Genomic DNA, 12,817 nt, shown 5'->3' with positions numbered 1-12,817 from the left:
AGAACAAGAAGCAGGGGAACCATGATTATCAACCTCCGAACAACCGAATGCCCCCACACCCCCGAGCCATGCACACCGGATTTACTTGTTTCTTATCGACGCAGGCGGGCAGCCGGATGAGCCGCGTTCGTGACGTCAGTTGGCGCTGATCCGGCCCGTCCTGTCGCGGAGCGGGAACGGCGCCGGGCCGCGCGGGGCGTGCGCGTGGGGCAGCGGGCGGGGAGGGTCAGGCGGCAAGCGCCCTGAGGAGTTCGTCGCGGGTCATGGCCGAGCGGCCGGGGATCTCCGCCGTGGTGGCCTTCTTGTAGAGGTCGGACTTGCTCAACGACCCGAGTTCGGCCGCCTCGGGTGCGGAACGGCCGCGTTTCCTCGCGGCGGGCTTCTTCCCGCCCGGGGTGGAGGCGGCGGCCCCCCTTGGCGGTGCCGGCCTTGGCGGATCCGGTCCGAGGTCCCGCGCTGCAACTGATGGAAGGGCACCGTGTGGTCGTCCGTCGCCGTGTGGAGGCCCACGGGCAGGCTGACCAGCCCGAATGTGAGGTTCCCGGCCCACACCGGTCGCGCCACGGCCACCACCGTCCTCTCACCACCCCCGGCCTGCCCCGGCCCGTGCCTCACCGGCACACGGGGGCGGTCCGTCCTCACGTTGCCACGAGTCGTGACGGACCGCATCCGCGCGCGACGGAAGGTCACCGTCGGTGCTCCGGAGCGCCGACCTGCGGGCGGGGGCCGGCGGCGCCATCATGAGTCCCGAGCGTCGCTCATCAAGGCCCGATACCGATCACGTCTGGAGTTGTGCCGTGCTCGAACGCAAGCGCCGCAAGGACCGCACCGAGGTCACCTTCGTCCTGCCCGCCGAGACCCCGCCCGGCCCGGTCAGTGTCGTGGGCGACTTCAACGCCTGGACTCCCGGCACCCACGAGCTCCGGCCACGCCCCGACGGCACCCGCGCCGTCACCGTCGCCCTGCCCGCGAAGGCCGACCACTCCTTCCGCTACCTGGCCGCCGGCGACTACTGGTTCAACGACGACACCGTCGACGGCCGGCACGACGGAAACAGCCACCTCACCACCTGAAGGGGCCCGACCGGCCCCACGGGACAGCCACCGGCCCCCGCGCCGGCGGGAGATCGACCCCGCCGTCGCCGTGGCCTCGACCCCGCTCCGCGATGCGGCACACGGGGTACCGCGCCGCGGACGATCGGTGCCGGTGGCTTCTCCACCGGACCCCGGAGGGGTCCGCGCGTCCTCGTCTCAGGGCTTGGCGGCCGGCGGGGGCCGGTCAGGGGCACGACTCCCCGGTCTTGACCACCGTGAAGGCGACGGGAGCGCCGGACAGGGTGGCACCGGCCTTCGGAGTCTGCGTGCAGACCTTCCAGTTCGATTCCTGAAGGACCATGCGGCCCTGCGCGGTGGCGTCCTTGACGGTGATGCTCGCGTTCGAGGGCAGCGCGCCGCGGACGGCCTTCATGCCCTGACCGACGAAGTCGGGCATGGTGTCGCCGGCCGGCTTGGGTGCGGCGACGTCGCCGTCGGGGCAGGTCTCTTCGAGCTTGACGGTGCCGAAGTCGACGGTGGTGCCGGTGTCGACGCCGCTGCCCGCGGCAGGGGTCTGCGTACAGACCTTCCACGCGCGGTCGAGCACCTGGTTGCGGTCGCGGCCGAGGCTGTCGTGGGACTTCAGGAGGGGGAATCCGGCTGCCTGGGCTTCGTCTTGGGCGCTCTGCAGTCCCTTGCCGACCAGGTTCGGCAAGGTGGCTTTCCTGCTCTTGGCCGGGGGCGCGGTGGTCGCGGGAGGCGCCGCCGAGCCGGCGGGCACCGAACCGCCGGGCTTCGGATCGCGGCCCGCGGGGCTCTCGGTCGGCGCTTCGCAGGCGGTGAGGGCGAGGATCCCGGCGGCCACGGCGACCAGGGCGATGCTGTGTTGAATGCGCATCAGGACATCGTGTCCGCCCGGAGACCCGTACGAGGGGTCCGTGACGGCCCTGTGACATGCGACGCCGTACCGGATGCGCCGGGCGCTCGCGCCCGACCCGGATGAACGACGTCGTGCTCCCGCGACCCCGGAGGCCGGCGGGGGACGCGACTCGTCAGGTACGGGTGGGGGTGGTGTACCGGGAGCCGTCGAAGAAGAGCCTCACGAGGTTTCCCGCACCCGATCCGTACCGGTGGGTCCGTCCTCCCGGGACGGTGACCTCGATGGTGATGCCGAGGATCCGGGCGGCGGTGGCCGCGTCGTTCGCGGCCTCGCTGCCGGCCTCCCCCGGGGCGTCGGCCCGGCGCCCGAGGAGCCAGCGGAGGTGTTGGAGCGGGGTGAGGCCCAGCTCCTCGACGGTCAGCGAACCGCCGAGCAGCACCGCGTGCGCCGCCTGACCGGCGGTCAGGCTCACGTCCGTGGCGGCGAGATCCGCCACGGGCACGGGTTGGCGGCGGTCCAACAGGCGCCTGCCGCCCTCGTCGTCGAGCGTCGCCAGCAGGGCATCCTCGAAGGACGCCCCCTGCCCGTCCGGCCCGCTCCGTCCGGGGGGTGTGCCGGTGTCGGCCGGGGTGGGAGCGGGGCCGATCTCCTGCCCGGCCCCGGGAGTGACGTCCTGCGGCGCCGTCTCCGGCGACCGGCCCCGCTCTCGCACCGGGGGCGTCGGCACGGTGGTGGGGGGGCGCGGGGTGTCCGTGAACGGCCGTTCGGTCCCGGTTCCCTCGACGGCGGACGACCGAACGGTGGGCGGGGCGGTGGGCGGGGCGGCCTCCGGTACCGGAGGCGGCGGCGGCAGCGGGCGGACGGGATCCGGGACGGCGAGGCGGTAGTGGCGGTCGTCCAGGAGGAGGACCACGTGGGGGCGGGCCGCCTCCGTGGGGTCGACGAGTCCCTGGAGTCGGCCTGAGCCCGGTCGGTCGCCCGGGGTGAAGGTCTGGAAGGTTCCGTCGCCGAGGACCACGGTCACGTCGATGCCGAAGGTACGGGCGGCGAGGAGCGGGAGGAGGTCGGCGGCGGCGTGGTCCCATCCGGTGTCGTCGTCGCTGTCGCCGGGCCTGTTCAGCTGGGCGGTGCCGAGGGCGGCGCGGGCGGCGGCGTCCAGGGTGGCGGCGTGCGGAACGACGCCGAGTTGGTCGAACTCGCGGCGGCCGGGCGTGCCGGCGGTGAGGTCCGGGGCCGGGCCGGTGGCGTCGATGTCGGCGGCGGTGAAGACGTCGCCGTCGTCCGGGGCCATGGCGGCGAGGAGGTCGGCGTCGGCGGGGTCGGTCAGGCGGGCGGCGAGGAGCCGGCGCAGGGCTCGGGGGGTCCCCGGATCGGCCGGGTCGATGCCGTGCCGGGCCCGCAGGGCGGGCGCGGTCCTGGCCAGGCCTTCGGCGAGCGCGTGGAAGAAGCCGTCGCCGTCCCGGGGCACCTCGTGCACGGTGTACGCGAGGTGGTCGGGCGAGGTCAGCCGTGCGCCGTCGGTGGACGGGGTGTAGCGGGGCGTCGGGGGCCGAACGGCGGTGCCCGGCGGCGGGGGCTTCGGCGGGGCCGTGTACGTCACCGGGGCGGGTTCGGGGAGGCCGGCGAGGCGCCGGCGGCCTTCGGCGGTGGCGTGGAGCCGGTGCCAGCGGGTGAGCCGGTCGGTGGCGGCGCGTACTCGGTGGAACTCGGCGGCGGCGGCCTCCGCCGTCCGGGCGAGGGCGTCGAGTTCGGCCCGGCGGGTGTCGAAGGCCCGGTCGGCCGCGTCGGTCCGGGCGGTCGCCCGGGCGAGGGCGGCGCGGGCGGCTTCGTCGGCGCGGACGGGGCCGGTGAGGCGGCGGGCGGCGGCCGTCTGCCGGGCGCGGGCCGCGGTGGTCCGCCGGTCGGCGCCGGTGCGCAGTGCGGTCGCGGTCCGCCGGGCCCGCTCGGTCCGGGAAGCGGGGTCGGCGGTGGGCGGAGCGAGCCCGGGGGCCGCCGCGGTCTGCGGCGGCGCGGTCCGTTCGGCGGCGGCGAGTGCGGCGTCGGCGGTGGCGTGCAGACCGCGGGCGGTGGCGACGCGTCGGGCCGCGGCGTCGCGGAGCGCGGTCGCGGTGCGCCGGGCGGTGGTGAGGCCGTCCTCGGCCTGGCGTACGGCGTCGGGGTCGGTGTCGCCGCCGGGCAGCGCGGCCCAGCCGTGGAGGGAGTCCAGGACCTCGCGGGCGGCGTCCTCGGTGGCCCGGGCGGTGCGCTCGGCCCGCTCGGTGTCGGCTTCGGCCTGCCGCAGGTCGGTCGACGCGGTGTCGAGGGCGTCGGCGGCGCTGTCCAGGGCGGTCGCCGCGGCGTGGTCCCGTACGGCGTCGGCCTCGGCACGGGCCAGGGTGGTGTCGGCGGTTTCGGAGGCGTCCAGGAGGGGGGCGAGGCGTCGGGCGGTGCCCTCGGCTGCGGTGCGGGCGGGGTCGAGGGCGGTCCGGGCGGCGTCCCGCCGCTCGCGCAGTCCGGTCGAGGCGCGGCGCTTCTTCCAGTACGCCTGGTCCGCCTCGGTCCAGGCCTTGGCCGCCTTGCCGGTGGCGTCCCAGGCGGCGGAGACCCGGGCGGGGAAGCCGGTGTCGTCGATCAGGCCGAGTTCCCGGGCGACGTCGTCGCGGATCCAGGCCAGGGCGTAGGTCCGCGAGGAGACGGCCTTGGGGCCGCGCGGCGGGTGGCCGAAGGTTCCGGCGAGGAATCTGCCGAGGCCGCTGTCCTTGATGCCGCGGTGCACCTCGGCGACGCTCAGCCAGTCCGTGGGGACGGCGAACAGGAAGGCCCGGCCGGTCTTGGGTTTGACGTTGAGCGAGGAGAGTCGTTCCTCGCCGACCGGGGCGCCGTCGCCGTCCGCGCCTTCGGGGCCGGTGGTGTTCGCGGTCAGGGGATTGAGGCCGGTGTCCTCGGTGCGGATCGCGACACCCCCGCCGAACGCGGAGTCCTGGGCGTTCTCGTGGCTCACGGAGGTGCCGACGCCCTCGGCGCTCTCGCGCAGGACCTCGAGTTTCTTGCCGTCGGCGACGGACAGCAGGACCGCCCGGGAGAAGTCCGGTTTCGCGTGCAGGGAGAGCCGGGCGGAGTCGGTGCCGGCCGCGTTGCGGTGGGTGAGCCCGGGGACCTCGTATCCGGCCGGGGTGAGGGCCTGGTCGTAGAAGGTGGACAGCGCCGTGTCGGTGGTGCCGTCCTCCAGGGTCTGCGCGGCGCCGCCGCCGGGTCGGGTGAGGGCGGTTCCGGCGGCGCGGGACAGGAGTTCCCCGCGCCGCTCCCGTGTGACGTCGGCGTCGTCCAGGTCGTCGAGGGCGAGCCCGTAGGCCTCGCCGATGGCGCGCAGGCCTGCCTCCCGGACGTGTTCCAGGCCGATGATGCGGCGGACGTGGAAGCCGTTCTCGGGGAAGGTGAACGGCCGTGCGGTGCCGTCTCCGTGGAGGGTGTCGGGGCCGAGGAGTTCCGGGCGCGGGCCGGACCGGGGCGGGGTGGCGACGGTGAGGTCGGGCGGGGCGAGCCGGGGGTCGGGCGGGGGGTCGGCGGGGTCGGGGTCCGGGGCCATCAGGCTGAGCGGTACGTGTTCGCTCAGGTCGCCGATGGCGCCGGTGGCAGAGATCCGCTGCTTGCCGGCGAACCGCCGCAGCGCGGTGCGGGCGGCTGTGGATCCGGCGTCCGGGCCCGGTGTCCCGGGGGTTTGCGGGGCGTCGTCGAACTCCAGGGTGAGGCGCAGCCGGCAGGGGGTGGTGGTCTCGGCGTGCGGTTCGGTCGACGCCGCCCGGTAGGTGGTACTGGTGGAGGCGGACAGGGAGGTCGAGACCGAGCGCCGCGAGGTGCCGGTCTCGGTGTAGGTGGGTCCGGAGGCGACCGCGGTGGGGTCGCCGGTGTACACGCTTTCGCCGACGAGTACGCCGATGTCCCGGCCGGAGGTGAACTCGGCACCCTCCTGCCGGGTTTCGACGGCCCGCCGGTTCTCCTCCATCTCGGTGCCGTGGTCGAGCATCCGCAGGACGGGGGTGCCGGGGAGGAGTTCCACGCGGATCCGGGCCCGGCGGCCGCCGATCCGGACGCTGCCCCAGCCCCAGCCGCCGGTCCGGGCGGGGGTACTCGTGCCCGTTCCGGTCATCTCCCGGTGCAGGGCGCGCAGGACGCGGGAGGTCACGTGCCGGCGGATGTCCTCCTGGGCGTCGTCGTCGACGCCCAGCGCGCGCACCTTCGCCTGGAAGGCGGCGAGGACATCGGTCGGGTCGAGGGTGTTGACGGGGTACGTGCCGAAGGAGTTTCCGCGCGTCCAGGGTTGCGGGGACCAGCCCTTGGCGGTGTAGCGGGGCACGTCTCCCATGCCGTCGTCGAGGAGCCCCAGCAGGTGGGCGCTCTTCTCCGGCACGTGGGCGAGCCAGCCGCCGGGAACGGTGGTGACCGATCCGGCGGCGCCGGCGAGGGAGGAGGGGACGACGGGAAGCCGGGCGGCGGTGGCGCCGAGCATGCTGGACACCATCGCCGTGCCGTGCTCGACCGTGCCGGTGATCAGGACCTGGTGGCCGAAGCTCTTGAGGTTGAGGTCGGCGACGACGCTGCGGGCGAGGGTCCGGTTGAGCTGCGTGCTCTCGGACCAGGGGTTGACGACGAATCCGTAGGCGCCGAGGGGGCCGTGGGCGTTGGCGTGCGGTTTGGCGTAGGTGAGCTGTCCGCCGAAGGAGTGCGTGACGCTGCGCCCGGTCTTGCCCGTCGCCTGGGTGGCGCTGCCGAGGACCATCTCGGTGTCCATCTCGACCGGTCCGGTCAGCGCGTGGATCCCGCGGACCGCCGTGTAGTGCCGGAAGGTGCCCCACAGGGTGCCGTACGGCGGTTTGCCCATCAGGCCGGCCAGGGCGAAGCCGAGCGGGCCGGAGCTCTGGTCGAAGTTGGCGGTGGCGTACTGCGGTTGGAAGGCCCGCATGACGGCTTCCCGGGCCGGGGCGCCCTCGTGGGAGAACTGCCAGGAACCGCCAGAGGCGGTGCGCACGACGTCGGCGACGGCGTCGACCAGGGCGGGTGGCACGAGGACGGTGACGGTGAGGAAGGGGTGGTGCTGAAGGTCCCGGAAGAGGCGGTCGCCGCGCCGGTGTGCCCGGCCCCCGGCATCGGGGTCGCCGGTCGCCGCGAGGTTCCCGGTGGCGAGGGCGTGGGCCCGGCGGCGGGGCATGGGCGTGCTCGCCGGTGGGCCGCCGAGGGCGCGGTACGGGTTGGGGGCGCCGGGGCGGTGCGGGTCGACCGCGGGGGCGTGCCGATCGGGGATGCTGATCAGGACCTGCCCGGTGACCGGGCCCCCGCGGACGGGGATGCCGTGCGGTCCGGTGCCGATGAGCGGGGCCCGGGGGCTCTGGAAGACGAACGGTTGGGTGCCGAGCAGCCCGAGGGTGGCGACGCCGCGCAGCATCCCGCGGAAGCGCCAGTACCCGCCGTGGCTCACGCTGAGCGCGAGGTCGTAGCGGTAGAGGTGGGAGGGCTTGGTGCTCACCGACATCGGCTCGTTGGTCGCGGAGGAGCCGTGACCTGATTCGGAGTCGTGCCGGACCGTGCTCCGCCAGCCGAGGGAGAGCACTCCGGCGTTGCCGGGGGCGCCGATGGCCTCGCCGGCTCCCGGGTCCGGGTCGCGGAAGGCGAGTTGGAGGTCGGCTCCGCCGCCCGTCGTGCGCGTGCGGCTCTCCTGGCCGTCGAGCCGCTGGCCGCCCGGCGCGCTGTGCCGCAGCTTGAGGTCGTCCTGGCGGCCCTCGTACCGGCGGTTGGTGAGTTCGCCGTGCACCAGCACGTACCGGTGGCCCTGGCCGAGGGTGCCGGGTTCGGTGAGGCGGATGCGGATGCCGGTGGTGGTCAGGGCTTCCAGGCCTGCGGCCAGGCTCAGGTGCGAGAGGGCGGCCAGGACGGTCAGCGTGTTCGACAGGGCGGTCTGGTAGGCGTCGGCGTCGTTCCACCGGGAGGCGGGGCGGGGCGGTCCGAGCGGGCCGGCGCTCTCGCCGGCGGCCCGGGCCCGGGCGAGGAGGCTTCGGCGCACCGGCGGGGCGAGTTCGTCGAGGGGGGCGACCATCGCGGGATGGGTCTGGGCGAGGGCGGTCAGTACCGTGTCGGTGAACGCGTCCAGGAGGGTGCGGGGGCGGCCGTCGACCTCGTGGGTGCGGCGGCCGTCGGCGTGGGCGAACTCCTCGACGCGGTGCATGCCGAGGGTGGGCGGGTGGTCGGGGGTGAGGTAGGCCGGGGCGTGGGGTTCGGGCGCGCCGTGACGGAGCGCCAGGGTCGTTCCGTCGTCCCAGCCGGCGAGCCTGCGGGCCTCCGTGCGGGTCATGCGGTCCAGGCTCCAGGTGTGGAAGCGCTCGGCCGGCTCTCCGCTGCCTGCGTGGCGCACGTACACCGTCTTGCGGACCAGGTACAGGCCGGTCGGTGCGCCCTTGACCTGGCCGGAGGTCTTGAGTCCGCCGAAGCCGCCGAGTGCGGTGGTGCGGGACACCGAGAAGAGGTGGCGGAAGGCCGGGCCGAACTGGAGGCGCAGGTTGAGTACGTCGCCGCCCAGGTCGAGGAAGTTGAAGGCGGGGCCGAGCACGCCGTCGATGCCGAGGTTGACGCCCTTGGTCAGGGAGCGGTCGTTGCGGACGGTGGAGGTGGCGATGTCACGCAGTTCGGCGTCCGGGGTCTCCGTGACGAGGGTGGCGCGGACGGGCACCACGCGCTCGACCACGAAGACGCCGAGCGGGGTGCGGCGGCGGTCGTCCGCGAACAGCGGGGCGGTGGTCAGCCGTCCGGCGGCCAGCATCCGGGCGTGCCGCTGGAAGGACTCGCCGGAGAAGAACGCGTCCAGCTCCTGGTGCGCGGAGCTGCCGGGCACGGCGCCGATCCGGGCGGCGGCCCAGTCCCGGATGCGGCTGACGGGGCCGAAGCCCTCGGTGCGCACCAGCCGGTATTGCGTCTGGTGGTCCATGGCGATCGAGCGGGGTGTCCGGCCCGGCTTCGACGGCTTCACGGCGCTGTCCGGCAGGCGCAGGGCGAGTCCGTCGCGGACGGTGAAGCCGACCTGCGCCGCGCGTGCCGGGCCGGCGGTCCCCGGCGGCGTCGGGTCGGTGATCAGCCGGCCGTCGGCGTCGGTGACGCGCAGGGTGAGGTGGAGGTCGTCCAGGTAGACGTGGGAGCCGTCGAGGGTGCGCGTCTCCGCCTGCGCGGAGGCCTGGTCGAGGTGGCCGTAGCCCACTTTGGTGCTGAACCCGCCGCGCAGGGTGAGTCGACCGAAACCGCCGAACGCGGCGGCGGAGGAGGGCCCGAGGAACGGTCCGCCCAGGCCCAGTTGCGTCGTGGACCGCACGCTGCTGTTCCGGCCGGCCTGGACGATGGCCCGGTCCATCGTGTCGATCTTGGTCGGGCTGCCGTACGTGTCGGCGAACCGTTCCCAGTTTCCGTGGTGGCGGGCGGTGACGTGCAGGACCCTGGCCTCTCCGGCGGCGTTGGTGTACGGGAAGGCGAGCCCGCCGATCAGGGCGCGGGGGCGGCGGCGCAGGGCCGCGCGCAGATCCGCCAGGGGGCCGGCGCCGGCGGGAGTGCCGGGTTCGGTTGCCGTGGGCCGCAGGGACGCGTCGCGCCGTACCAGGGCCTCGGCTTCGGCGGCGATCAGCTCGGCGCCGCGCAGGACGAGGCTGCTCTGGCCGAAGGTCGCCGGTTGGGAGAGGAGCTCCTCCATCAGGTCGGCGGGGGCGTCCGCCAGCAGGGAGGCCAGGTCGTCGATGTACGCGGGGATGCCCGTCCCGTCCGTGAACCGGGTGCGACCGCCCCTGGCGGCCGGCGCCGGGGCGCCCCGGTCCAACCGGGGCGGGCGGGTCCCGTCCAGGCGGTTTCCGGTACCGGTGGCGGGGGTTGAGGGGGCCGGGGTGGTGGAGGCGACCGGCGTGGTCGAGGAGGTCGCGGTGGTCGACGAGGTCGCGGTGGTGGGGGCCGCGGGCGGGATCGGAGGGTGCCCCGACACGGGCGCCTGGCCGGGCGTGGTCGGTGGCGGATCCGCGGGCCGGGGCGCGCGCGGCTCCGCGCCCCGGGGGCCGCCGACCGTACGGATCGGCCGCGCGACCGGATCGGGAGCGGGGTGGCCGGGCGGTGCCTCGGTGAGGTCACCGACGTGGGCGGCCAGGAGACTCAGGTGGCGGCCTCGCAGGCCGCCCTGCGCGAGCCCGGGCGGAGCCGGCCGGGTGTAGTCGCCGAGCAGGCTGCCGGGGATGTCCGGACGCCCGGTGGCCTCGACGCTCCGGGCCTCGTCGCGCAGGCCGAGTTGGTGCGCGATCTCGTGGGCGTAGTCGACGGGCTCCGCGTCCGCCCACCAGGCCGTCCGGGTCATCGGCTGGTCGCGGCCGGCCAGGGCGACCGTGAGTCCGTTGGGGTGCGGGTCGTCCGCCGTCTGCTCGACGGTGACGTGGAGCCGCCCACCGTCCGGCAGCCGGTGCGCCGGCTCGTTGAAGTACGCCTCGACCCCGCCCCGCACCTTGTCCCACACGTCCGCCGGCAGGCCCTCGGGGCCGGTGGCGACGCGGACGGTGAGGTCCGTGACCAGGTCGCCGTCGTGGGCGACCTGCCGGACCTCGAACTTGGACCGCACCACGTACCGGGTGCTCTCCCCCGGTCGTGCGGGATCGGCGGGCGTGGACACCGGGTCGACCCAGGTGTGTGCGCGCGTGACCGGGGGGACGGCGGCCCGTGCGGCCTCCCAGGCCGCGTTCCCGGTCAGGGGGGTGGCGGGGACGGGAGGGATGACGGCGCCCGGCTCCCGTGCGCCGTCCGGCGCGTCGTCTTCCGTGTCGTTCGCCGCGCTGTCCGCCGCGTCGTCTTCGGTGTGGTCCGCCGCGTCGTCCGCCGCCTTCTGTTCGGGCGCCGACCGGCCCCGTTCGCCCTCCGCGTCGGCTTCGTGCGTGCCGGGGTCCCGGCGGGTCGGGGGCGCGCCCGCGTCCCGCCCGGCCTTCGAGGCGTCGGGAGTGGCGCGGGGGTCCGTACCGCCGTCGGCGGCGGGACCGGACGACGTGGGGCGCGGTACGGCCGACACCGGGTCCGGCTCCGTACCCGGCTCCGTACTCTCCGCGGCCGGTCCGTCTCCCGCGCCGGCAGCGGGAGGGGGGCTGCCCGCGGGGCGGGCGGAGTTGACGGTGTGCGGCGCGGGGGGTTCCGGTGCTTCGTCGCCGGACCCGTCGGCGTACGGTCCCGTCCCCGCGGTCCGCTCCGGAGCTGTCGCCGCCTCCTTGACCGCGGGCGAGGAGGACGGAACCGAGGCGCCGCCCGTCGAGGTACCCGGGCCGGGGGCCCAGGGGCCCCCAGGGTCGGCGGGGACAAGAGCCGGGCCCGGGCCCCCCGGGGTGATGGTCGTGGTTCCCGTCGTACGGCTCGTGGGCGGGTGGGGGTCGAGGTCGGCGGGGGTCGCACGGCCGGAGCCGTCGTAGGCTGCGGGGACGCTCGACGTGAGGACGCGGGACGGCGGACCGGGCGGGACGGGCAGCGCGGGCGTGTGCGGCCGTGCCGACGGGGTGGGCGCGGACGGCCCGGCGCCCGAGGGGTCGGTGCCCGTCGCGATCGGCGCCGCGGAGGGTACCGGCACGGGGACCGGGGCCGGGAACGCCGCGGGGACGGTCGGGGCGGCGCTGCCCGAGGAGCGCGGCCCGCCCGTGCCTCCCGGACCACCGCGCCCCGGGAGCCGGTTGACGGACGAGGGATCACCCGCTCCGAGGTCCGGGAGGAGGGCACGGTGCAGCCAGAGGGCGCCGCCGCCGACGGCGCCCCCGGCGATCGTCTCGAACGCCGAACTGGTGCCGGATCCGACGAAGGTGTCCCACGAGAACTCCCAGGTCCCCTCGAAGACGCCCTGGATCAGGGTCTCGCCGGCGGCCTCGCTGACCGCGCCGACGACGAACGCCTCCGCCACCTCGTTCACCCCGTCGAGCAGGGTGGTGAAGCGCGGATGGTCCTTGGCGAAGCGGTCGAAGTCGTCGAAGGAGTGCTTGAACCAGTTCCGGAAGTGGTCGGCGGCTCCGCCGAGGGCACCGCCGAGCAGACCGACGACCGCGCCGAAGGCGGCGGACTTGCCGACGTCCTTCCAGTCGATGCCGTCCGGCCGGCGGTCGTTCGGGTTCAGGGCGATCTGGGCGAGGCGCACGGCGAGGGTCTGGAGGGCCTCTTCGAGGGCTCCGGTGAGGCTGGGGGCGAGATGGGTCATGCGCAGGAGGCGGTCCACGACGAGGAGGACGGCAAGCCGGCTCCGGGCGCGGGCCAACGCCATCTGCGACACGGACGTACCACCGGTGATCACGGCGAGGGCCGCCAGCAGGGCCAGTTCGAGGAGGAGCGCGACGATCTCCGCGATGATCTCCCACTTGGCCTGCTGGATGTTCATGGAGTGGTCGACCTGGCCCCGGGCGATGTCGTCGAGTTGGTCGGTCATCGCGTCGAGGTGGTTCACTCCCCCGTCGTCGGTGAGCAACGACAGGCCCCGGACGTAGCGGTCCGCCACCTCCCGGGGCAGGGCGGTGGACGCCTCCGCGATGGACTGCCGGATCTCGTCCCGCAGTTCCCTGATGCCCCGGCCGAGCCGCAGGTACAACTCGCGGCTGTCGTAGGCGAGGTTCTCGCGGGCCTGCACCGGCATTTCGCCGATCAGCACCCACAGCATCCGCCGGACGTCCTCCGGGAAGTCGATCTCCTGCATCTAACGCTCCGCCCGGCGCGTTCCGTCCGGCGCGTCGGACGGTGAGGGCGTGAGGTTGTCTTGACGCACGGTCGGACTCCGTCGGGTGGGCGGCGGTGTGCGGCGCCAGAGGGGCCGGGGATCGCCCGATGCTAGGCCGAGGAGCGACGCACCACCCAACGTCGAATGCCGGGAAGATGACGCTTCGCCGGGTTCCCGAAGAAGAGC

At 75.2% G+C, this 12,817-nt stretch carries 3 protein-coding genes and 1 pseudogene; 1 reads left to right on the top strand and 3 read right to left on the bottom strand.

Going from position 1 to position 12,817, the window contains the following annotated elements; translation table 11 throughout:
• Positions 1-423 precede the first annotated feature (423 nt).
• Positions 424-564 (bottom strand): annotated as a pseudogene (locus tag OTB19_RS15995) (Ku protein); the annotation flags it as partial.
• 233 nt (positions 565-797) lie between these two features.
• Here OTB19_RS15995 and OTB19_RS15990 point away from each other — a divergent pair.
• Complete coding sequence (locus OTB19_RS15990; protein ID WP_267798882.1) at positions 798-1,073, top strand: isoamylase early set domain-containing protein; 276 nt, start codon at positions 798-800, stop codon at positions 1,071-1,073.
• Positions 1,074-1,278: 205 nt separating this feature from the next.
• On the opposite strand, the gene OTB19_RS15985 is transcribed toward OTB19_RS15990, so the two are convergent.
• Entirely contained in the window at positions 1,279-1,932 is a 654-nt protein-coding gene (locus OTB19_RS15985) for a PASTA domain-containing protein (RefSeq protein WP_267798880.1), read from the bottom strand.
• Between the two features lie 154 nt (positions 1,933-2,086).
• Positions 2,087-12,610, bottom strand: coding sequence for a hypothetical protein (locus OTB19_RS15980; protein WP_267798878.1), 10,524 nt, complete (start codon positions 12,608-12,610; stop codon positions 2,087-2,089).
• Positions 12,611-12,817 lie beyond the last annotated feature (207 nt).

It is taken from the genome of Streptomyces sp. H27-H5, from assembly GCF_026627505.1.
In the GTDB taxonomy this organism is placed as follows: domain Bacteria; phylum Actinomycetota; class Actinomycetes; order Streptomycetales; family Streptomycetaceae; genus Streptomyces.
This window is presented reverse-complemented; position numbering and strand designations above follow the sequence as displayed.